Origin of the sequence: Geobacter sp., from assembly GCF_030834625.1 — a bacterium.
Lineage (GTDB): Bacteria > Desulfobacterota > Desulfuromonadia > Geobacterales > Geobacteraceae > Geobacter.
On the sequence record NZ_JAUQXO010000017.1, the window covers coordinates 69,227 to 90,694 of the forward strand.

The following is a 21,468-nucleotide window of genomic DNA, read 5'->3' on the forward strand; positions in this document are numbered from 1 at the left end:
CTCCTTTTAAAGCACTTTGTCGATGGCAGTTTCGAGGGGGTTGAGATCAATGAGGCGCATCTCCAGCACCGCCACATAGACAGGACCCAGTCCTCCCAGGAGGGGAGTCAGCTTCACCGCATCCTTGCCGGTGGTTATCAGGAAATCGGCACCGGCAGTGCGGCATGTCTCAGCAAGCCGTGCCACCTCCGGTTCGCCGTAGCGGCAGTGATCGTCAAAGGGAACGGTGGCCACGATGTCCACCCCTTTGTCTCTGAGTGAGGCGAAGAAGGCCTCTGGTTCGGCTATGCCGGCAAAGGCGACTCCTCTCCGGCCGCGCAGCTTCTCAAACGGTTGCCGATCTCCGCTGGGGAGAAGCTCTACCCCCGTCAGCGAGTGTCCGGCCCGGCATGAGGGAACGGTACCATGCACCGACGGCGCCCCGACTCCGGCGCAGCGGGTGTAGACCACCAGATCCGCCCTCTTCAGGGCCGACGGCGGTTCCCGGAGAAGGCCCGCGGGGAGGGTGTGACCGTTGCCGAGGGGAGAGCGGCAGTCCATAAGGAGGATGTTTAGATCCCGGTGGAGCCGAAGGTGCTGGAAGCCGTCGTCCAGAATGAAAACGTCAGGATTGAGCTGCTCCAGCGCCAGACGTCCAGCCGCGTGGCGGTCGGAACCGATGACTGCCATGAGCCCCGGCACTGCCGTGGCCAGATGCACCGGCTCGTCACCTGCTTCGGCCGCGGTGAGGAATACGGTGTACCCGTCAGAGACGATGCGCATCTCCCCCTCCAGCGACCCGCCGTACCCCCGTGAGATGACCGCCACCCGTTTCCCCCGCTCCATGAGCAGACGCGTAACAAGCGCCACCATCGGTGTCTTGCCGGTACCACCTACCGTGAGGTTTCCCACCGAGATCACGGGGCGGTTCAGGCGATGGACCCGGAATATCCCCTTCGCGTAAGCGAGCGCCCGCAGCCGGACCACGATCCCGTACGGTACGGAGAACATAACGAGAAACGCCAGGAGAAGTCGGTCGACCAATCCCCGTCGTTCGCCGGAAACCAGACTGCGAAAGTATCCTTCAAATGACATGGGTTATCCAGGTGAGATTGCAAGATGGCGAAATAGTGAGAGGGAGCACCAGAGCAACACCCTCGCTATATCGCTGCCTTGCTACCTCGCTCAAAGAGCGGTTCAATGATCTCCAGGTGCCGTGCGGCTGCACCTCCCTGTTCTGCCATGAGCCGGCTGCCGTTTTCTCCCATGGCCCGACGGGCGGATTCATCTTCCAGCAGACGGCGCAGGGCCGCTTCCAGTCCCGTGCGGTCCTCGACCTGCTCTCCGGCCCCCGCGGCGAGCACCAGGGTCGTGATCTCGCGGAAGTTGTGCATGTGGGGACCAAACAGGACCGGCACCCCCACCGACGAGGGTTCCAGGAGATTGTGCCCCCCCACCGGGACGAGACTCCCCCCCACAAAGACCACGTCCGACAGGGCATACAGGTTCATGAGCTCACCAATGGTGTCCACGAGGAGGACACTGCCGGCCTCAAGCTCCTGCGCCCCATCGAGAGCCGAACGCCGGACAAAGGGAATCCCTTTCCCCTCCAGGAGCATCCCCACCTCGGCGGCCCGCTCAGGGTGGCGCGGCACGAGGACCAGGAAGAGTCCCGGACGTTCGGCAAAGAGGCGTAGGTAGGATTCCGCCACAAGCTCCTCCTCACCGGAATGGGTACTGCCCGCAGTGATGACGAGGGCCCCGGCCGGCAACCGGTAGCGATTGCGCAGTTCCTCCTGCTCCGTCGGACCAAGCCTTCTCAGGGGCAGATCGTATTTGAGGTTACGCGTAACGAATACCCGTTCTGCAGGCGCTCCAATGGCGACAATGCGGCGGGCATCCTCATCGCTTTGCATGCAGAGGGCGGAGAGATTGTTCAGGATCGGGGCGAAGAAACGGGAAAACCGGAGGTAGCGTGGAAAGGAGCGGTCAGAGATGCGCCCGTTGACCATAACGGCGGGTATCCCCATTCGTCGGGCGTACCGGAGGAAATTAGGCCAGATCTCAGTCTCCACCACAATGACAAGCTTTGGCGATACGAGCCGTAAAGCCCGGGAGGCGGCGAATCCGAAATCGAACGGAAAGTAGACCACCAGATCCGGTTCGGGGATGGCCACCGCCACCGAACGCCCCGTCTCGGTCACCGATGAGAGGACGATGGGCCGTTCGGGGAAGCGGCGTTTCAGCTCCCGCAAGAGCGGCTTCACCGCCATGGTCTCTCCCACCGACACTGCGTGGACCCAGATAGCCCCTCTCCCGGTAACCGGCACCAGACTTTCGGGTGCAATGAACCCGAACCTCTCGGCAAACCCGGCGAAGGTCCGTCCGCGGCTCACGGTCCTCCAGACGTGGTGGGCAATGATGGCGGGGGCAAGCAGAATCAGAAGTATGTCATAGAGAACAAAAAACATCGGTCCTTCAGAGGATCGGTCATGAGCCACAAGCGCAGCTCCCGACCTCTAAGTGAATTGCATGTCGTAGAGCTTGCGGTAGAGCCCACCGCGCGCCAGGAGTTCGTCATTGGTCCCCGTCTCCACCACCCTACCCTTGTCGATAACCACGATCCGGTCCGCATGAAGGACGGTGGAGAGCCGGTGGGCGATGACGAGGGTCGTCCGGTTCTGCATAAGATTTGCAAGGGCCTGCTGCACCATGTGCTCACTCTCGGTATCCAGAGCGCTGGTGGCCTCGTCCAGGAGCAGGATGGGCGCATCCTTGAGGATGGCCCGTGCAATGCACAGCCGCTGGCGCTGACCGCCGGAGAGACGAACCCCCCGATCACCGATGTTCGTTTCGTACCCCTCGGGCATCTCCATGATGAAGTCGTGGGCAAAGGCCGCCCGGGCCGCCCGCTCCACATCCTCCAGAGGCGCCCCTGGACAGCCGAGGCGGATGTTGTTGGCGATGGTGTCATTGAAGAGCACCGTCTCCTGATCCACCAGGGCGATTTGACTGAGCAGGTCATCCAGGCGCAGCCGTCGCACGTCAATCCCGTCGAGGAGCACGGCGCCGCCGGCCACATCGTAGAAGCGAGGGATGAGCGACATGATGGTGGTCTTCCCGGCCCCCGAGGGACCGACGAGGGCAATCACCTCGCCCCGACGGGCCGTAAGCGACACGTCGCGCAGGACTTCCTCGTCGTTGTAGCGGAACGAGACGTTGCGCAGCTCCACATCGCCCCGAGCCTTTACGAGCGTAAGGGGGTCCGCCGGGTCTTCCACCTCGGGTTTCTGGTCCAGGACATCAAATACCCGTTCGGCGGCTCCTATGGACTGCTGGACAGAATTATAGGCGTTGAGAACTTTCTTTACGGGGCTGTAGAGCATCACCATGGCGGTAAGAAAAGAGAAGAACTCCGACGCCGACATCCTCCCCCCCAGGACCTGGCTGCCGCCAAACCAGATCACCCCCGCCACCCCAAAAGACGTGATGACCTCCATGATCGGCGTGTGGAGGGCAGAATATTTTATGCTCTTGCGGAGATTTCGGTACAGACCGAAATTCGTTCGACTGAACCGGTCGATGACTCTCTGCTCCAGCCGAAAGGCCTTGATCACCTTGATACCGGTGAAGGTTTCCTGGAGGATGCTCGTAATTTCCCCCATCTGCTCCAGAGACTGCTTCGCCAGTTTTTTGATCCGCATGCCGATCTTCTGGGCAGGCAGTGCTGTGAGGGGCAATACGATGAAGGTGATGAGCGCCAACTGCCAGTTACGGTAGAAAATGACTCCAAGGAGACCTATTGCCGTAACCCCGTCACGCAGCAGACCCGTGACCACGTTTGCCACACCCTGCTGCATCTGCCCCACGTCACTCATAACCCGCGATATGAGGATTCCGGCGGGGTTGTCTGAGAAATGACGCAGCGACAATTCCATGTGCTTTCGGTAGAACTCGTTGCGGATGTCCTGGATAGCAAGTTGACCGGCGGTTCGGATGTAATATTCCTGGATAAAACGGGCAACCCCCCGAGCAAGAAAAACGATAATAACCGCCACGGGTAAGAGGACAAAGATAGTCATGTCCTTTTCGGTAAAGATCTTTTTGAGAAGCGGCTCCACCATGTAGGCAATTGCGGCATCCGTCCCCCCGACCGCGAACGACGCCACCATGGAAATGGCAATCCGCCACCCGTAGGGCTTGCTGTAAACTATGAGGCGCTTAAAGGTGTCCATATTCTACTTTCCGAGCATCTTAAGAACAATCCCTGCCACCCGCTCCGAGCCGCCGCCGGCACCAAGCTTCTCCTTGACGGTGGCAAGCTCCGCCCGGGTATTCTCGGTATAGACAGGGTCATCCAGGTAGCGGCCGATCTCCTCTGCGAGCCGGTCCGCCGTGACCTCGTGCTGAATCAGTTCCGGTACCACCCGCTTGCCGGCTACGATATTGCAAATGCCGATGTGGTCCACCCGGACGAGCCGCTTGCCCACTTCATAGGTCAAAGGAGATACCGTGTAGATAATCACCATCGGCACCCCCATGAGGGCAATTTCCAGGGTGACCGTCCCCGACACCGTCATGATGGCATCGCAGATCTGCATCACGTCGTAAACTTTGTCCCGGACCACGGCAATCTCGAGCCCCGCTGAAGCCATGTGCGGCTCGATGTCGGCGCTGGTCAGACTGGACGCGAGTGGCAGGATGAACTGCAACTCCGGGTAGCGTGCCTTGAGGAGCTTCGTGCTTTCGATAATTACAGGGAAAAGCCGGGCGATCTCCCCCCGCCGGCTGCCGGGGAAAAGGCCGATCACGCGCCGGGAAGGGTCAAGCCCAAAGGAGGTCAACGCCTCGTCCCGCGTCATGGTGGGCCGGACCCGGTCCGCCAGGGGGTGCCCCACGAAGGTGACCGGCACTCCGGCCTTCTCGTAGAATGGCACCTCGAAGGGAAAGACTACCGCCATCCTGTCCACGAGCCGAGCGATTTTTTTCACCCGTCCGGTGCGCCAGGCCCAGACCTGGGGGCTGATGTAGTAGAGGACCTTGACCCCCGCCCGCTTGGCAACACGGGCCACGAGCATGTTGAAGTCCGGGTAGTCGATGAGGATCAGCAGATCCGGCGGGTTGTTCGTGATGGCCCGCTTAAGGGTTGCGTACGCCCGGTAGATGACGCCGAAGTGGGCAAGCACCTCTACAAGCCCCACCACCGCCATTTCGGACGAATCGACAAGGGTCTCCACCCCCGCCTCACGCATGTGCGGCCCACCGATGCCGAAAAATGAGAGGGTAGGGTCGAGGCGAAGCGCCTCTTTCACCAGATTCGAGCCGTGGAGGTCACCAGAGGCCTCGCCGGCCACGATCATCACGCGTTTATTCGGAGCAGTACCCATACGAATACAAAGAGACGCCCACGGGGGGCGTCTCTCCCTTTCATGCACGAAAGCGTTGCTCCGGTTATGCCTTGAGGGCCGACTTAACGACTTCCACGACCCGACGCACCTGCTCGTCGGTCATCTCCGGGAAGATGGGGAGGGACATGCAGCGCGATGCCACCTCCTCGGCCACGGGGAGCGCAACCCCCGCGTAGTCGGCCGCAAAGACATCCTGCTTGTGGAGCGGGATCGGGTAGTAGACCGCCGAGGCGATCTCCGCGTCGGTGAGGGCCTTCATGATGGCATCGCGGCGGTCGGTGAGAAGGGTGTACTGGTGGTAGACATGGGTCCCTTTGCCGTCCTCGAAGGGGGTCACGACGCCGGTGCCTGCCAGCAGTTCGCTGTAGAGGTGGGCAACGCGGCGGCGCCCCTCGTTGTAGTCCCTGATGTGCTTGAGCTTCACCCGGAGGATGACCGCCTGGATCTCGTCGAGGCGGCTGTTGAAGCCGATGACTGAGTGGTGGTAGCGCACCTTGCTCCCGTGGTTGCGGAGCATCTTCACCCGCTCGGCAAGCTCGGGACAGGATGTGGTGACAAGGCCGCCGTCGCCGAAGCAGCCCAGGTTCTTGCTGGGGAAGAAGCTGAAGGCACCCAGCGCACCGATGGTGCCGGTCATGCGGCCATCCAGGTCGGCGCCGAAAGATTGGGCGCAGTCCTCGATGAGAAGGAGGCCATGCTTCGTGCAGAGCGCCTGGATAGCCGCCATGTCAGCCGGCTGGCCAAAGAGGTGAACCGGAAGGATCGCCCGTGTCTTGGGGGTGATGGTCGCCTCGACCTTGGCCGGATCAATGTTGAAGCTCTTCGGGTCCACGTCCACAAAGACCGGCGTGGCTCCCACGTAGCGGATCGCCTCGGCAGTAGCGATGAAGGTGAACGGCGAGGTTATCACCTCGTCTCCCTCCTTGATCCCCGCCGCGGCAAGGGCCAGATGGAGGGCGTCTGTCCCCGAGGCGACGCCGATGGCGTGCTTCACGCCAAGAAACGCGGCAGCTTCCTCCTCGAACGCCGAGACGTTGGGGCCAAGGATGAACTGGGTCTTTTCCAGGGCCTCCAGGATGCCCCGGTCGATCTCCTCTTTTATCGCATGGTACTGCACCTTCAAATCAACCATCGGAATATTCATGGCAACCTCACAGTTTCTTGCTGATCTTGAGCGCCGTTTCCAGCGCTCGCTTGCCGTCTTCGCCAGATACCACCGGCTTTGCTCCCGTGCGGACGCAGTCCAGGAACGAGGCGATTTCCGCCTTCAGGGCATCCCCCTGCTCGAAGGAAGTTTCCTCCATATCGACCTTGGGGACGCCGGGGAACATCTCGCCGCTCCCCTTGCGGAACACCGCCAGCTTCTTGTTCTGGAAGTCGACGGAGATGTAGGAATCTGCTTGGAATATGCGCATCTTCCGCTCGCTCTTGAGGCTGATGCGGCTTGCGGTGACGTTGGCAACGCACCCGTTCTCGAACTGGATGCGGGCGTTGGCGATGTCCTCTTCGTCGGTGAAGACCGGTGCGCCGATTGAGCTGATCTGCTTCACCGGCGAGCCGACGATGGTCTGGAGGATGTCGATGTCGTGAATCATGAGATCCAGGACCACGTTCACGTCGGTTCCCCGAGGCTTGAAGGGTGCAATCCGGATCGATTCGATGAAACGGGGCACGGTCAGGAACCCCTTGAGGCCGACGATAACCGGGTTGAACCGCTCAAGGTGCCCCACCTGGAAAACGGCTCCCTTCTCCTCGGCAAGCCGGATGAGCTTGTCGGCCTCCGCCACGGTGGTTGTGATCGGCTTCTCCAGGAGGACATGAACGCCCCGCTCAAGGAACGCCCGCGCCACCTCGAAGTGGTACTGGGTCGGAACCACGATGCTCACGGCGTCGACCTTGTCAAGCAGCTCCCGGTAGTCGGTATAGGCGGTCGTGCCAACCTTGGCGGCAACTTCCTCCGCCCGCGGCCTGCTGGTATCGACCACGCCAACCAGATCCGCATCGGGAAGCTGGGCGAATTTTTCCGCATGGAAGAGCCCCAAGTAGCCAACACCGATCACTGCGGTCCGAATCTTGTCCGTCATCGACAGATACCCCTTTCCGATTTCTCGGCAAACTCCACGAAATGAGCAATTTCGGACGACATCGCCACCTCTTCCCTGATGCGGGCAAGGGCCTCATCGAGTCGAAGCCCCGAACGGAAAATCAGTCGATAGGCCTTCTTTACTCCGCTTATGACCTCCGGCGAAAAGCCGCGCCGCTTGAGCCCTACGGTATTGAGTCCCGCCGATGTTGCCCGGTTGCCGCTGGCTATTGTGTAGGGGAGAACATCCTGAACCACCATGGCGCCGCCGGAGAGCATGGCACTCTCACCGATCCGGACGAACTGATGGACAGCCGAAAGTCCGCCGAGGATGGCGAAATCCTCCACCACCACATGGCCGGCAAGGGTTGACCCGTTGGCCATGATGACCCGGTTGCCGACGACGCAGTCGTGGGCAACGTGGCAATAGGCCATGAAGAGATTGTTGTCGCCGATAACCGTTTCGCCGATGCCGGTCACGGTTCCTGGCTGGAGCGTCGCGAACTCCCGGATGACGTTCCGGTTGCCGATTCGCAGCCAGGTTTCTTCGCCCCGGTACTTCAGGTCCTGGGGAATTCCCCCCACCGACGCGAAGTGAAAGATCTGACACTCATCGCCAATCTCGGTCCAGCCTTCGATAACCGTATGGGGACCGATCTTAGAACCGCGACCGATCCGGACATGCTCTCCGATGATGGCGTAGGGTCCGATCTCAACCCCTTCGGCCACTTGGGCGGCGGGGTGGACGATTGCCGTGGGATGAATCATCCTACAGCCTGTTCCGGTCGGCGAAGGTAGCCTTGAGGTCCGCCTCGGTCGTCACTTTGCCATTGACGTACGCCTTGCCGCTGAAACTCCAGATCCCCCGCTTGCGACCGTTGATCGACACCTCAATCCTTAGTTGATCGCCCGGCATCACCGGCTTGCGGAACTTTACGTTGTCGATGGCGGCGAAGTAACAGATCTTGTCGCGCACCTCGTCACCCAGCGCTACGTACGCGAAGATCCCCCCCACTTGGGCCATGGCCTCCACGATCAGCACTCCCGGCATGATGGGATGACCGGGGAAGTGCCCCTGAAAAAAGGGCTCGTTGATGCTGACGTTTTTGATCCCGACAATCCGCTCCTCAGGCACATGCTCCACGATCCGGTCCACCAGGAGAAAAGGGTAGCGATGGGGGAGAATATTCATGATCTCATTGATGTCAAAGACAGTTTCCATAATCATGCTCCTTGCTTCTCTTCGAGCTGCTGGATCCGCTTTTCCATTGCGGCAATCGTCTTCTTCAACTCGGGGAGCTTCGGCACCACGGCCGATGAACGGAGCCAATCCCGGTGATTGAAGGCCGGCATGCCGCTCACCATGGAGCCGGCTGGGACATTGCCGGGAATGCCGGACTTGGCCCCTACCATGACGTTGTCGCCGATCTCCAGATGGCCGGCAACTCCCACCTGGCCGGCGAGGGTCACACGCCTGCCGAGCTTCGTGCTGCCCGAGATCCCCACTTGTGAGACAATGGTGCAGTTCTCGCCGAGGACACAGTTATGGGCGATCATGACGAGGTTGTCGATCTTTGTCCCCCTGCCGATGACGGTTGCGCTGAGGGCCGCCCGGTCGATGGTGGTGTTAGCGCCAATCTCCACGTCATCCTCGATGACGACGATGCCCAACTGGGGGATCTTGTAGAAACCATCGCCGTCCGGGGCGTAACCGAAACCGTCAGAGCCGATAATCGTGCCGGCATGAATCGTGACCCGGTTCCCGATGCGGCACCCCTGATAGACCACAACGTTGGCATGGAGCGTCACATCGTTGCCAACCGTGACCCCTTCGTAGAGAACCACTCCCGGATATATCGTCACCCGGTCGCCGAGCGTGACGCCGTCTCCCACGACGGCACCGGGATAGACGGTCACGTCGCTCCCCATGGTGACCTTGTGGCCAACCAGCGCCTCCTCCATGACCCCCAGCGGCTCCCGCGGAGCCACGTGAAAGAGGGTGAGGAGCTTGGCAAAGGCCAGGTAGGGGTTTGCCACATGGATGGCATTCCTTCCGTGGCGCTCGGCCCCTGGCGGCAGCACCACCGCACCTGCACCGGTCGTGGCGACCTTGGGTGCATAGCGGGGATTGGCGAGAAAGGTGATCTGGTTATCAGCGGCATCGTCGAGACTCGCAACGCCGGTGACCGTCTTTGACTCGTCGCCGGCGACCGTGCCGTCGAGATAATCGGCCAGTTCCCTGAGGGTACGTAAAGTCGCCATGGTTCTACTTCTTCCGGGAGGAATTGAACAGCTTGAGGATTTCGTCAGTCACGTCGGACTTGTCGTCCACGTAGATCATCCCCTCGTTCCGGATAAAAATGAACGAGTAGCCGTTCTTCTTGCCGTAATCCTGGATCACCCGCTCCATTTCCTCGATGATCTTTTTGGTATATTCCTCGTCCTTTGCCTGAAGCTCGTCCTGGGCGTCCTTCGTAAAGCGCTGGAACTCCTTGAGCTTCTGCTGGTAGTCCTTCTCCTTGTTGCCGCGGGCAGCCTCGGACAGGAGAACGCTCTGCTTCTCCAGGTCTTCCTTGAGTTTTTTCAACTCCTCCTGCTTGGCATTGATCTCGTCCTGGTACTTCTTGACCTTGGCGGCAAGCTGCTCCTTGGCCTCTTTGCCCGAGTCGGAGAGATTGAGGGCCTTCTGCATGTCGATGTAGCCGAGTTTGCCTCCGTCGGCCCCAAGGGCAACGGAAGCAAGTACCAGAGAACCCACGATAGATGCAACTGTTACGAACTTTTTCATTGTTTCTTCCTTTCGTGCCGTAATACTGCGAAAGATATCATAGCGAGCGCTACGCGTCCTGACTGTCAGAAAAAGCTCCCGATGGAGAACTCGAACCGGCCGCTGGACTTGTCTATGCCATCCCGGGGGTTAATGGGGATACCGTACTCCAGACGCAACGGCCCCATGGGGGATACCCAGCGGATGCCGGCACCGTAGCTCATCCTGAAACTGGAGAACATGTTCTCATTATCATTATAGACGTTCCCCACATCAAAAAAGGCAACCCCTTTGAGCCCGGCATCCTTGAGAAGGGGGAAGTTATACTCCACGTTGAAGATGGCTTCCTTGTCGCCGCCGGTGTAAGACGGATCACCGGAAGAATTAATTGTGTAGGGGCTGATGCTTCGCCCCTCGTAACCGCGGATCGTATTGATACCGCCGGCAAAAAACCGCTCGTCAATGGAGATATCCTCGCCGATGCCCTGGATGTAGCCGAGACTACCCTTGAGGGTGAGAACCGTGCTCCACTTCAGGGGGAAGAATACCGAGGTATCACCCATGTAGCGTATAAATTTGTTGGTTCCGCCAAGGCCGGCAACCTCTATGGACACATTGTTCACCATCCCCCGGGTAGGGTCGAGGCGGTAGTCGGTGGTGTCCCGGGTCAAGCTCCCGAAGATGGAACTGGTGGTGGAAGTGGTTTCAGGAATGATCTCATCGCTCTCCGTGTTGACGTCGAAGATCTTCTTGTCTTCGAACTTGTACATCCAGAGGGTACGCATGGTGTCGCTCAACGGATACCCGGCCTTGATATCACCACCGGTTGCCCGCTTGGTGAAATCGATGTATTCCCGTTCGGTGCGGTAGAGGTCAGCCCCCAGGGTCCAGCGGGTGTCCAGGAAGTAGGGATCGGTGAGCCCCACGTTGTAAGTGGACGACTCGCCACCCAGGGAGGCGGCCAGGTTCGCCTTGAGGCCAAGCCCCAGGAAGTTTCCCTGGGATACCGAGCCCTGGCCGATGAGACCATCGAGGGAGCTGTAACCGGCGCCGATACTGAAGGTTCCGGTCGGCTTCTCCTTCACCTCAACATTTACATCGAGCTTGTTGTCGGCGCTTCCCTTTGCGGTGGCAATGTTTACCTCTTCGAAGAAGCCGAGGTTCATCAGGCTCTGCTTGCTCTTCTTGAGGCCGGTGCTGCTGTAATTTTCCCCCTCGACCACCTTCAACTCGCGCCGAAGGACCTTGTCCCGGGTCTTGGTGTTGCCAAGGACGGTTATCCGGTCGATGAAGACCTTCTCCCCCTTCTCGAAATCGAAGGTTATGTCGACAGTCTTCTGGTCGGGGTTGATCTTGGAAAGAGGAGTGACGTTGGTGAAGGCGTACCCCTTGTCTGCATAGAGGTCGGTGAGGCTCAACACGTCGGCCCGAAGATTGGCGCGGTTGAAAATTTCCCCCCTCTTGAGCCGAAGCCCCTGGGCGAGAACCTCTTCCTTCTCCAGAAGGTCTCCCTTGAACCCGATGGAGCCGGTCTTGTACTGGTCACCCTCGGTGATTCCTATGGTCACAGCAAGGCCGCTACGGTCGTCCAGAAGCTTGATCTCGGGCTCCCCCAGCTTCACGTTCACGTAGCCGTTGTTGAAGTAGAGGTCGGCGATGAGGTTCACGTCGTTCTTGAGGACTTCGTCCTTATAGGTACCGGCGCCGGTGAGCCAGGAAAGGAACCATTTCTCCTTGGTCTCCATGACGCTGCGGAGCTTCTTCTCGGTGAAGGACCTGTTTCCCTCGAACCGGATGAACTTGATGAGTACCTTTTCCCCTTCGGTAATGGTGGCTACCACCCCGACATCGGTGTCGGAGCGCTTTTCGCTCCTCACGTCGACCTCGGCCAGGTAATAACCCTCGTCGGAGTAAAGTTTCTTGACCTTCTTGGCGCTCTGGGTCAGTTCTTTCTGGGAGAAGATACTGTTGGTCTTGAGACCGAGGGCCTCTCTGACCTTGTCGGTGGAGATTTGCTTGGTCCCCTCGATCCTGATCTCGCGAATAATCGGCTTCTCGACCACCGTATAGACGAGAACCACGCCACCGTCAGCCTTCTCCGTCTCGGCCTTCACGTCCTGAAACTGCCCCAGTCGGTAGATGGCGCGGATGTCCGCGTCGACCTTCTCCACGTAGAGGAGGTCGCCCGTCTTCAGCTTCACGGCATTGAGGATGGCCGCCGTATCGATCCTTCGGTTGCCCCTCACCTGAAGGTCGGAGATTTTCTCCCCTTCGGCAAAGGCTCCTTGGGCCGCAAGGACGACCGTCGCCACAACACCTGCTCTGGTTGCGTATAACTGAATCACTTCTCCCCCGGGAGAATGGAATGTACATCCTGGTTAACGCGCGGGTTGTGCCGCGCTAGTCTGAAACCACACGACCGTCCACAAGACGGACCGTTCTTCCCATACAGGAAGCAAGCTTCTCATTGTGGGTAACGATGACGAGTGTTACCCCCCGCTTCCGGTGAATACCATCGAGGGTTTCGTGCACTTCGTCACTGGTCTTCATGTCCAGGTTGCCGGTGGGCTCGTCCGCCAGAAGAAGCTTCGGCGAGAGAACCAATGCCCGGGCGATGGCGACCCGCTGTTGCTCGCCTCCGGAGAGTTCGCCGGGCTTATGGGTAAGACGGTGGCCAAGCCCCACTTCGGCCAGCAGTTCCCGGGCAGGCACCGCGGCCTCGGAACGTTTCATGCCGGCGATAAGGAGCGGCATCATGACATTCTCGACGGCCGTAAACTCGGGAAGCAAGTGATGGAACTGGAACACAAAGCCGATGGAGCGGTTCCTGAAGGTGGCCAAGGCTGCTTCACTCAACCGGAAGACATCTTCCCCGCCAAACAGCACATTTCCCGACGTGGGACGGTCCAAAGTTCCCATGATGTGAAGAAGCGTACTCTTGCCGGTGCCGGAAGCTCCGACAAGGGCGATGGTTTCGCCCTCTGCCACCGTCAGGTTGATCCCCTTCAGCACATCAACCCGGGTCTCCCCTGAACCGTAGCTCTTCGTGAGGTCGGCCACCTCAAGGAGGCTACTCATAGCGCAGCGCCTCCGCCGGTGGCAGTTTTGATGCCTGCCATGACGGGTAGAGGGTCGCCACGAGCGATATGAGCACCGCCGTCACGGAGATCAGGAGAACGTCAGACAGGACCACCTGGGAGGGGAAATGATCCAGGTAATAAACGTCTTTGCTGAAAAGCTCGAAACCGGTCACTTTCTGTATGGCACCGACGATCGGCTCAAGGTTGTAGGCCACGAGGAGCCCCCCGGTGACGCCGATGAGGGTTCCGGCGATACCGATGATGAGCCCCTCCAGCACGAAAATCTTCATGATGCTCCGCCCCGTGGCCCCCATGGACTTGAGGATCGCAATGTCCTTGGTCTTTTCCAGCACCACCATGAAGAGCGTCGAGGCAATGCCGAAGGCGGCGACCAGTACGATCAGGGTCAGAATGATGAACATTACCATCTTTTCCGTCTTCAACGCAAAAAGAATGTTCTTGTTCATCTGCATCCAGTCCCGGGCGTAGAAGGGGAAACCCAGCTCGCGGTTGATCTGCTGGACCAGCTCGCCGGTCCGGTAGACGTCCTTCACCCTGAGCTGGATGCCGGTCACCCCATGGTCCAGGGAAAGGAACTGCTGGGCCTCGCCAAGTCCCACGTAGGCAAGGGTGGAATCGTATTCGAACATGCCGGTGTTGAAGAGTCCCACAACCCGAAACTGCTTCATTTTCGGCACCATGCCAAGGGGAGTGATGTTCCCCAGGGGTGAAATGACGTTGATTGTGTCGCCGGTGTAGATATTGAGCGATCGGGCAAGCTCCCTGCCGATAATGATGCCCGGCCGGGGCGATTCCTGGGAAGCGAGGGGGAGAGGTGAGCGCTCCAGATCTCCCAGCTTCCCCTCCACAAGGGAGCGATGGAGGTTGGTCACCAAAGGATCAGTCTTGACGTCGATGCCCCGGAGCACCACGCCGGAGACATTGGAGCCGGAGGAGAGCATGACCTGGCTGTAGATGAAGGGAGTGACGGCCTCAACCCCCTTCACCCCCTTCAGCCGGGCCATGAGTGCTGGATAGTCTTCCATGGTGCCGCTGGATTTCAGGACAACCACGTGGGCATTGGTTCCGAGGATCTTTTCCTTCAGATCCTCCTCAAAGCCGGTCATGACTGCCAGCACGATGATGAGGGCCATCACCCCGAGGGCTACCCCGGCTGTGGAGATAAAGGTGATGATCGATATGAAAGTCGACTTCCGCTTGGCCTTCAGGTAGCGGAGGCCGATGAAGAGCTCGTAGGACATTGGTAAACCTGAGATGGGGGAATGGGGCCGAGGGATTGGGTAACCTGAAACCCCGTCCCTGACCCCAGTCCCTGCTATTTTTCCTTGCGCAGTTGCGGGAAGAGAATGACGTCGCGGATGGAGGGTGAGTCGGTCAGGAGCATGACGAGGCGGTCGATCCCGATCCCCTCTCCAGCCGTCGGCGGCATCCCGTACTCGAGGGCCCTGATGTAGTCCTCGTCCATATAATGGGCCTCTTCGTCCCCCTTGACCTTCTGGGCAACCTGGCCAAGGAAGCGTTCCTTCTGGTCCACCGGGTCGTTCAGCTCCGAAAAGGCGTTGGCCATTTCGCGACCGGCACAGAAGAACTCGAAGCGGTCGACGATCTCGGGGTCCTTGTCGCTCTTGCGGGAAAGGGGCGACACCTCAGTGGGATACGCGGTGATGAAGGTTGGCTGGATCAGCTTCGCCTCGGCCACCTCCTCGAAAATCTCAGTGATGAGCTTGCCGTAGCCCACGTCGGACGGCAGATCGAGCCCGATCCGCTGGGCATAGGCGTAAGCCAGGTCACGGTCGTCCAGGGATTTGGCGTCAATGTCGCCGTACTCCAGGATCGCCTCCTTGACGGTGAGCCTCTTCCAGGGGCGCTGGAAGCTGATCTCCATCCCCTGATAGGTAAAGTCAAGGGTCCCGAGCACCTCCTGGGCAACATGGCTCAGGAGCCTCTCGGTGAAGTCCATCAGGTCCTCGAACGTGGCGTAGGCCTGATAGAACTCCATCATGGTGAACTCGGGATTGTGGCGAACCGAGATGCCTTCGTTGCGGAAGTTGCGGTTGATCTCGAAGACCCGGTCGAACCCTCCGACCACGAGACGCTTGAGATAGAGCTCCGGCGCGATGCGAAGAAAAAGCTCCATGTCGAGGGCGTTGTGGTGGGTGACGAAGGGGCGTGCCGTGGCGCCGCCGGGGATCTGTTGCATCATCGGCGTTTCCACTTCGAGGAAATCGTGCGAAACCATGAATTCGCGAATCAGATTGACGATCCGGGAACGCTTGAAAAAAACCTCGCGAACCTCGGGGTTCACGATCAGGTCAACGTAACGCTGGCGGTACCGGGTCTCCACGTCGGTGAGACCATGGAACTTTTCGGGGAGGGGAAGAAACGACTTGGTGAGGAGCCTGACTTCGCTGACGTTGAGGGAGAGCTCGCCGGTCTTGGTCCGGAAGGGAGTTCCGGTAGCGCCGATGATGTCACCGATATCGAAGGATTCAAAGGTTTCAAAGGAGTCGGCACCGACGGTATCTTTGCGCACGTAGAGCTGGATGCGCCCCTTGCGATCCTGGAGCTGGATGAAGGCGGCCTTGCCAAAGGAACGGAAGGCGATGATCCGCCCGGCAACAACAAAGGTGGCAGCCCCCTCTTCAATCGTCTCGCAATGGCCGAAGGCAGCGACAACGTCTGCCGACGTATGCTGGGGCCTGAAGTCGTTCGGATAGGGGTTGATTCCCGCTTCCCAGAGGGCATCGACCTTGCGCCGCCTCTGGAGCAGCAACTCGCTCAGTTCTTCCATGTGACGTGTAATCCCTTTCTCGGTGCAGGTTTCGGCCGGTTTAACAATCCGACAAATTAGCCCACGGGCAGAGCCAAGTCAAGACAAAACCCGGGAGCCTCGCTGTGGCTCCCGGTTGCGCCTGCTTACTCCTGAATGCTTCCCGCGATTACTTCGCGCACTTCTCCGGGCGAACTACCCTCGAAGCGTACCGGCCCCAGATACTCCCCGTTCAGATAGCACGCCCCCCCTCCCGCAACCAGACGTTCGCCAGTCGTGTTTCTGAAGGCGAAACTCACCCCACCCTGGGGAGCCTGGAAGGGCTCTTCCCGCTCGACGGGAAGAGTAAATCTGGCCACCGGCGCAAGGTGCCCGGAAACGGAAACGGCAGGCCCCCCCGGCGTCGCCTCGGCGACGTTCAGGGCCACGACCGACGCTTTCTTGTCCCTCTGGGTTCCAGGAAGTTGGGCCTTCACCGTCACCTCTACCATCTTGTTGCCGGCTAGCCTGAAATCGTAGAAGGGGGTCCAGCCAATCCCCGTGGTGAGAAAACTGTAGGAAGCTCCTCCCTTCCCCGACAGCCATATCCGGGCGACACTGCCGCCGATCCCCCCCTCCTTCTTAAGGGCATCCATGCGGGCATCGACCGCCTTGAGCCCCTCCTCCGCCCGGCGTCGCCCCCGGTAGACTTCCTCCAGTTGAGCAACGGCATAGTCGGTCCCCTTCCTGATGGTTTCAAGGGGCTCAGGGTTGTTCTTGGTCTTGCGGGGTGCCTTGCTGCTCTGGGACTTGGCGGCCGCCTTGAAGATTTCCTGACGAACTTCCAGGGCCTTCAGTCGGTCTTCAAGGGCACGGCGCCGCTCGGTGAGCTCCTTCATTTCCTTGTCTGCCTTGGAGTCGGGCCGCGTGGGGATTACGTCAACCCTTGTGACAGAGCCCGACCCAGCGGGCCGCACGCGGAAGGAACCGGTGATGTACGTGCCGGGAAGCGGTAGCTCCAGGTAGCCTTTGGGGGCAGGGGCCACACCCTCGACCCGCGTACCGTCCAGATAGTACGTGACGTTTGCGGGGGCAGCCGTGACCGGTGATGCAACCAAAAACACCATGACTACAATGAGCAGAACTCGCATAAGCCCTCCCTGGCAGTTCAGTTGTGCAACGTGCGACGTCAATAGATGCCGGCTACTTTTCGGCGCCGAGCAGCTCCACCTCGAAGATGAGCGTCGCATTGGGCGGGATCACGCCGCCAGCGCCTGCCGCGCCATACCCAAGCTGGGACGGAACGATGAGCCGCCGTTTGCCTCCCACCTTCATGGTCAGAACCCCTTCGTCCCAGCCGGGGATCACCTCACCGGCGCCAACGGTGAAGACGAAGGGTTCCCCCCGGTCAACGGAGCTGTCGAACTTGGTGCCATTCTCAAGCCAGCCGGTGTAGTGAACCTTCACGGGCTTGCCCGCAGTAGGCTGGGGACCGTTGCCAATGACGAGATCCACGTAGGAAAGCCCGGACGGGGTCGTGACGGCGGACGCCGGTGCCGCTGCGGTGGCAGGCTTGGCCTCCCCCGACGGTTTGGCGTCCTTGTCGGAGCAGGCGGCGATGGCCACCCCGGTGATGAAAAGAAACAGAACCAGCAGTTTTTCAACGGATCTCACAAAAACCTCCCTGCTCAATCAATTCCGCCCAGGCGGAGGATGTACTCCCACTCGTGAGGCGTCACCGGCTGGACCGACAGGCGGCTCCGCTTGAGAAGCACCATGCCGGCCAGTTCGGGATGCATCTTCATCTCGGCGAGGGTTACCGGCCGCTTGAAAGGCCGGCCATACCTCACGTCAACCATGTACCAGATTGGGTTGTCACGGCTCGCCCGCGGATCGAAGTGCTCGCAGGCCGGGTCGAGGGCCGTCCCGTCGGGGTACCCCTCGCTCACCACCTCGGCGATGCCAACGACCGCCGGTTCAGGAATGCTACTGTGATAGAAAAGGACGCCATCCCCCGGTTTGATCTCGTCCCGCAGCAGGTTCCGGGCCTGGAAGTTCCGCACCCCGTCCCAGTGCTCCCTGCTGCTAGGGCGCGGCTTCAGGTCATCGAACGAGAAGCAGGATGGCTCAGTCTTGAAGAGCCAGAAACGGCGATTACGCGTCACGGACAGTCCCCACGATGCTACGAAAGCTGGTGGACGAAGAGTCCGCTGCGAAGTTTCGGCTCGAACCAGGTGGACTTGGGAGGCATGATCTGCCCGGCGTCGGCCAGTTGCATGAGATCTTCCATGGAGGTGGGGTTGAGGGAAAAGGCGATCCGGTAGTCGTCGCCATCCACGAGCCGCTTCAGCTCCTCCGTCCCCCGGATGCCGCCGACGAAGGATATCCGTTGGTCGGTACGGGGATCGCTGATGGCCAGGATCGGGCTTAGAAGGTTGTTCTGAAGGATAGACACATCCAGGTGGGACACCGCGTCCCCCTCGTCGAAGGTGCCCGGCTTGGCGACGAGCTGATACCAGCGCCCCTCCAGGTACATGCCGAACTCGTGCCGCCGGGACGGCGCGAACCCCTTGGCCGCCGGCGCTATGGCGAAGCAGTCGCCGATGCGGGTTATCAGCTCCGCGACGGAGTGGCCGTTCAGGTCCTTCACCGCCCGGTTATAGGGCATGATGTTCATCTCGCTGTCGGGGAAGATGACGGTAAGGAACCAGTTGTACTCCTCGCTTCCCGTGTGGCCGGGGTTGGCAGCCCGCCGCAATGCGCGCACGCGACCGGCGGCGGCGCTCCGGTGGTGGCCATCGGCCACGTAGAGGGTTTCGATGGCGGCAAACCGCTGTGTGAGATCGTCGATGGCCGCCTGCTCGGCGATGATCCAGAGGGTGTGGGTAACACCGTCGCCGGTGGTGAAGTGATAGGTGGGTTCTCCGGCCGCTACCCCAGCCACGAGGGCGGTAATGGCGGGGTCGTTGCGGTAGGTGTAGAAGACCGGCTCGTCGTTTGCGTCCAGGTAATCGATGTGCTTTACCCGGTCCTCTTCTTTGTCGGCCCGGGTCAACTCGTGCTTTTTAATGACGCCGCTCTCGTAGTCGTCCACCCCGGCACAGACCACGAGGCCCGTCTGCTCGATGGCCCCCATCTTCTGGCGATAGACGTAGTAGCATTCATCCCGGTCCTGGATAAGGGTCCCCTCAGCGATGAAACGCTTCATGTTCTCCCGCCCCTGCTCGTACACCTCCTCGGCGTAGGGGTCCATCTCTGCCGGGAGATCAATCTCGGGACGCGAGACGTGGAGGAAACTGTAGGGATTGCCCGCAGCCATGGCCTTTGCCTCCTCGACGTTCATGACGTCGTAGGGGAGAGCAGCCACCTTCTCGGCAAGGGATTCAGGCGGGCGCAGTGCCCGGAACGGTTTGATCAGTGCCATGGAATTACCTCGTGTCTCTATCAGAAATAACGGCGGCCGCCCATGAACTTCTTGGCGAAGTAGCTCTCGTCGAGGGAGGATACCTTGATGTCATCCCCACGGCGGGGAGCATGGACGAACCTTCTGTCTCCCACGTAGATTCCCACGTGGTTGATACTGTCTTCGGAAGCGCCGAAAAAGACCAGGTCGCCATCCTTCAGGTCGTCACGACCCACCGGGTCCCCCACCTTGAACTGCTCCCGGGAGGTGCGGGGGATGTTGACGCCGCAGAGGTTGTAGACGGCGCGGGCAAAGCCGCTGCAGTCCATCCCGTCCACCACCGTGTTGCCTCCCCAGCGGTAGGGTATCCCCACAAACCGCTCGGCGGTGCGCGCGGCAATCTGCCCCATGTCCTTGTCCCCCTTCGGGGATTCGGGCTGTTTTTTGCGGGGCTCCACGGGGGGACGACCGATGGAAGTCGCCGGCTCCCGCTTCACCACGGTTTCGCGCTTGCCGGAAAGCTCCTGGGGAGGTGCGATGAAATAGGCCCCGATGAGTCCGTCGGAAACCAGCTTCCGGGCTTCCTTCTGGGCTGCCTGCTTGGACGGGAAATCACCGAAACGAACGGCGTAGAGGCCATTGTCGCGCTTGAAATAGAATGCCTCTATCCCCCGCACCTGGAGCTGGGCCGCCAGGCGCTCGGCGTTCTTCACCTCGGAGAAGGCGCCGACCTGTATGGCGTGCCCCACCCGGGAAAGTCCGGCCCGCGGGGCAGCACAACCGGTAGCTGCCAGAATGGAAATGACGACAAATACTGTCAGAAGAACGACGAATTTCTGCATCAGTCGATGGTATCCTTCACGTCGCGGCGCACCCCCATGAGGAAGGCAACGATGAATTCCTCCAGGCCGCCGTCCAGAACCGCGTCGGTATTGCCGGTTTCAACACCGGTCCTCAAGTCCTTCACCATTTTGTAAGGGTGAAGGACATAGGAACGGATCTGACTCCCCCAGCCGATCTCCTTCTTCTCCCCGCCAATCTCGGCCGCCTTTGCCTCGCGCTCCTGAAGCTCTTTCTCGTAGAGCTTGGCCCGCAGCATCCGCATGGCGGTCGCCTTGTTCATGTGCTGGCTCCGCTCGCACTGGCTGGCAGCCACGAGGCCCGTGGGTATATGGGTGATACGGACGGCCGAATCGGTGGTGTTGACGTGCTGGCCGCCGGCACCACTGGAGCGGTACGTGTCGATCCGCAAATCCGTTTCGACGATAGTCACCTCGATATCATCCTCGATCTCGGGGAAGGCGAAGACCGAGGCGAAGGAGGTATGCCGCCGGGCGTTCGAATCAAAGGGAGAAATCCGTACAAGACGGTGGATGCCGGCTTCGGCCTTAAGATAGCCATATGCATACTCACCGTCAACGGTAAAGGTGGCCGACTTGACCCCTGCCTCGTCCCCGGCCTGGTAGTCGGTAATCTCCGTCTTCCACCCCTTGCGCTCGCAGTAGCGGAGATACATCCGCAAGAGCATTTCGGCCCAGTCCTGGGCCTCGGTGCCGCCGGCGCCGGCATTGATGGAGAAGAAGCAAGCGCTCTTGTCATGGGGTCCTGAGAGCATCCGCTGGAACTCGGCCCCCTCCACCTCCTTCTCAAGCTGGTCATTGAGCCCCCGGACCTCGTCGAGGGTCGCCTCGTCGGCGACCTCCTCGCCAAGCTCGATCAGGACCCGGATATCCTCCGTCTGCCGGCTGAGGCGATCCCAGATATCCACTATCTTCTCGATCCGGGTGCGCTCTTTGAGAACCTGCTGGGCCTTCTCATTGTCATCCCAGAAGCCGGGGACCGCAATCTGGGCCTCCATCTCCTGGATATCTTCCCGCTTCCGATCTATGTCAAAGAGACCCCCGGAGCTTGGCAATTCTCTCCGAGAGATTTTCGACGCGGGCTACTTCTTCTCTGAACATCCATGACTCCTTGTGAT

General features: G+C 60.2%; 20 protein-coding genes. All 20 read right to left on the minus strand.

All coding sequences use genetic code 11. From position 1 onward, the window contains the following. Nucleotides 1–6: 6 nt before the first annotated feature. The 20 genes from lpxK to prfB all read right to left on the minus strand — a co-directional run bounded on the left by lpxK (nt 7) and on the right by prfB (nt 21,451). Nucleotides 7–1,074 carry a tetraacyldisaccharide 4'-kinase gene (gene lpxK, locus RCH91_RS03765; protein ID WP_306533210.1) on the minus strand — a complete coding sequence of 356 codons (1,068 nt, stop codon included), beginning with the start codon at nt 1,072–1,074 and terminating at the stop codon, nt 7–9. 65 nt (nt 1,075–1,139) lie between these two features. Next, on the minus strand, nt 1,140–2,450 hold the full coding sequence (locus RCH91_RS03770; RefSeq protein ID WP_306533211.1) for a 3-deoxy-D-manno-octulosonic acid transferase: 1,311 nt from the start codon (nt 2,448–2,450) through the stop codon (nt 1,140–1,142). 48 nt (nt 2,451–2,498) lie between these two features. After that, a complete protein-coding gene (gene msbA / locus RCH91_RS03775; RefSeq protein WP_306533212.1) occupies nt 2,499–4,214 on the minus strand; it encodes a lipid A export permease/ATP-binding protein MsbA in 1,716 nt (571 codons plus the stop codon). Between the two features lie 3 nt (nt 4,215–4,217). Continuing rightward, nucleotides 4,218–5,366 carry a lipid-A-disaccharide synthase gene (lpxB, locus tag RCH91_RS03780; protein ID WP_306533213.1) on the minus strand — a complete coding sequence of 383 codons (1,149 nt, stop codon included), beginning with the start codon at nt 5,364–5,366 and terminating at the stop codon, nt 4,218–4,220. Nucleotides 5,367–5,430: 64 nt separating this feature from the next. Then, nucleotides 5,431–6,531, minus strand: a complete 1,101-nt coding sequence (locus RCH91_RS03785) for a DegT/DnrJ/EryC1/StrS aminotransferase family protein (protein WP_306533214.1) — start codon at nt 6,529–6,531, stop codon at nt 5,431–5,433. Between the two features lie 7 nt (nt 6,532–6,538). Then, on the minus strand, nt 6,539–7,471 hold the full coding sequence (locus RCH91_RS03790) for a Gfo/Idh/MocA family protein (RefSeq protein WP_306533215.1): 933 nt from the start codon (nt 7,469–7,471) through the stop codon (nt 6,539–6,541). Beyond that, a complete protein-coding gene (gene lpxA, locus RCH91_RS03795; protein WP_306533216.1) occupies nt 7,468–8,238 on the minus strand; it encodes an acyl-ACP--UDP-N-acetylglucosamine O-acyltransferase in 771 nt (256 codons plus the stop codon). Before lpxA ends, RCH91_RS03790 begins: the two co-directional genes overlap by 4 nt. Before the next feature lies 1 nt (nt 8,239). Continuing rightward, nucleotides 8,240–8,692 (minus strand): 3-hydroxyacyl-ACP dehydratase FabZ, encoded by a 453-nt coding sequence (fabZ, locus tag RCH91_RS03800; RefSeq protein WP_306533217.1) that lies wholly within the window; start codon nt 8,690–8,692, stop codon nt 8,240–8,242. A 2-nt stretch (nt 8,693–8,694) separates the two neighbouring features. Then, a complete protein-coding gene (gene lpxD, locus RCH91_RS03805; RefSeq protein ID WP_306533218.1) occupies nt 8,695–9,732 on the minus strand; it encodes a UDP-3-O-(3-hydroxymyristoyl)glucosamine N-acyltransferase in 1,038 nt (345 codons plus the stop codon). Between the two features lie 4 nt (nt 9,733–9,736). Continuing rightward, on the minus strand, nt 9,737–10,258 hold the full coding sequence (locus RCH91_RS03810; protein WP_306533219.1) for an OmpH family outer membrane protein: 522 nt from the start codon (nt 10,256–10,258) through the stop codon (nt 9,737–9,739). 65 nt (nt 10,259–10,323) lie between these two features. Beyond that, nucleotides 10,324–12,582 (minus strand): outer membrane protein assembly factor BamA, encoded by a 2,259-nt coding sequence (gene bamA, locus RCH91_RS03815; RefSeq protein ID WP_306533220.1) that lies wholly within the window; start codon nt 12,580–12,582, stop codon nt 10,324–10,326. A gap of 55 nt (nt 12,583–12,637) precedes the next feature. Beyond that, nucleotides 12,638–13,315, minus strand: coding sequence for an ABC transporter ATP-binding protein (locus RCH91_RS03820; protein WP_306533221.1), 678 nt, complete (start codon nt 13,313–13,315; stop codon nt 12,638–12,640). Beyond that, nucleotides 13,308–14,579 carry a lipoprotein-releasing ABC transporter permease subunit gene (locus RCH91_RS03825; RefSeq protein WP_306533222.1) on the minus strand — a complete coding sequence of 424 codons (1,272 nt, stop codon included), beginning with the start codon at nt 14,577–14,579 and terminating at the stop codon, nt 13,308–13,310. The genes RCH91_RS03820 and RCH91_RS03825 overlap by 8 nt, the downstream gene beginning before the upstream one ends. A gap of 74 nt (nt 14,580–14,653) precedes the next feature. Next, nucleotides 14,654–16,129 (minus strand): lysine--tRNA ligase, encoded by a 1,476-nt coding sequence (lysS, locus tag RCH91_RS03830; protein ID WP_306533223.1) that lies wholly within the window; start codon nt 16,127–16,129, stop codon nt 14,654–14,656. A 125-nt stretch (nt 16,130–16,254) separates the two neighbouring features. Beyond that, nucleotides 16,255–17,238: a DUF4140 domain-containing protein gene (locus tag RCH91_RS03835; protein ID WP_306533224.1), complete on the minus strand. Its 984-nt coding sequence runs from the start codon at nt 17,236–17,238 to the stop codon at nt 16,255–16,257. A gap of 52 nt (nt 17,239–17,290) precedes the next feature. Then, nucleotides 17,291–17,761 (minus strand): FKBP-type peptidyl-prolyl cis-trans isomerase, encoded by a 471-nt coding sequence (locus tag RCH91_RS03840; protein WP_306533225.1) that lies wholly within the window; start codon nt 17,759–17,761, stop codon nt 17,291–17,293. A 14-nt stretch (nt 17,762–17,775) separates the two neighbouring features. After that, complete coding sequence (locus RCH91_RS03845) at nt 17,776–18,252, minus strand: EVE domain-containing protein (protein ID WP_306533227.1); 477 nt, start codon at nt 18,250–18,252, stop codon at nt 17,776–17,778. Nucleotides 18,253–18,269: 17 nt separating this feature from the next. After that, complete coding sequence (locus RCH91_RS03850; RefSeq protein ID WP_306533228.1) at nt 18,270–19,511, minus strand: DUF1015 domain-containing protein; 1,242 nt, start codon at nt 19,509–19,511, stop codon at nt 18,270–18,272. Between the two features lie 20 nt (nt 19,512–19,531). Further along, on the minus strand, nt 19,532–20,332 hold the full coding sequence (locus RCH91_RS03855) for a C40 family peptidase (RefSeq protein WP_306533229.1): 801 nt from the start codon (nt 20,330–20,332) through the stop codon (nt 19,532–19,534). Next, nucleotides 20,332–21,451 (minus strand): peptide chain release factor 2 gene (gene prfB, locus RCH91_RS03860; protein ID WP_306533230.1). Its coding sequence is split into 2 segments (ribosomal slippage): nt 20,332–21,381 and nt 21,383–21,451, totalling 1,119 coding nucleotides; the frame shifts between segments, so codons are not numbered across the junction. The genes RCH91_RS03855 and prfB overlap by 1 nt, the downstream gene beginning before the upstream one ends. Nucleotides 21,452–21,468: the final 17 nt, after the last annotated feature.

Coding starts and splice junctions, on each gene's coding strand:
- lpxK (WP_306533210.1), bottom strand. CDS start 1,074: ATGTCATTTGAAGGATACTTTCGCAGTCTGGTTTCCGGCGAACGACGG.
- RCH91_RS03820 (WP_306533221.1), bottom strand. CDS start 13,315: ATGAGTAGCCTCCTTGAGGTGGCCGACCTCACGAAGAGCTACGGTTCA.
- RCH91_RS03850 (WP_306533228.1), bottom strand. CDS start 19,511: ATGGCACTGATCAAACCGTTCCGGGCACTGCGCCCGCCTGAATCCCTT.
- msbA (WP_306533212.1), bottom strand. CDS start 4,214: ATGGACACCTTTAAGCGCCTCATAGTTTACAGCAAGCCCTACGGGTGG.
- lysS (WP_306533223.1), bottom strand. CDS start 16,129: ATGGAAGAACTGAGCGAGTTGCTGCTCCAGAGGCGGCGCAAGGTCGAT.
- RCH91_RS03810 (WP_306533219.1), bottom strand. CDS start 10,258: ATGAAAAAGTTCGTAACAGTTGCATCTATCGTGGGTTCTCTGGTACTT.
- RCH91_RS03785 (WP_306533214.1), bottom strand. CDS start 6,531: ATGAATATTCCGATGGTTGATTTGAAGGTGCAGTACCATGCGATAAAA.
- lpxB (WP_306533213.1), bottom strand. CDS start 5,366: ATGGGTACTGCTCCGAATAAACGCGTGATGATCGTGGCCGGCGAGGCC.
- RCH91_RS03825 (WP_306533222.1), bottom strand. CDS start 14,579: ATGTCCTACGAGCTCTTCATCGGCCTCCGCTACCTGAAGGCCAAGCGG.
- RCH91_RS03770 (WP_306533211.1), bottom strand. CDS start 2,450: ATGTTTTTTGTTCTCTATGACATACTTCTGATTCTGCTTGCCCCCGCC.
- lpxA (WP_306533216.1), bottom strand. CDS start 8,238: ATGATTCATCCCACGGCAATCGTCCACCCCGCCGCCCAAGTGGCCGAA.
- RCH91_RS03855 (WP_306533229.1), bottom strand. CDS start 20,332: ATGCAGAAATTCGTCGTTCTTCTGACAGTATTTGTCGTCATTTCCATT.
- RCH91_RS03835 (WP_306533224.1), bottom strand. CDS start 17,238: ATGCGAGTTCTGCTCATTGTAGTCATGGTGTTTTTGGTTGCATCACCG.
- lpxD (WP_306533218.1), bottom strand. CDS start 9,732: ATGGCGACTTTACGTACCCTCAGGGAACTGGCCGATTATCTCGACGGC.
- RCH91_RS03790 (WP_306533215.1), bottom strand. CDS start 7,471: ATGACGGACAAGATTCGGACCGCAGTGATCGGTGTTGGCTACTTGGGG.
- fabZ (WP_306533217.1), bottom strand. CDS start 8,692: ATGGAAACTGTCTTTGACATCAATGAGATCATGAATATTCTCCCCCAT.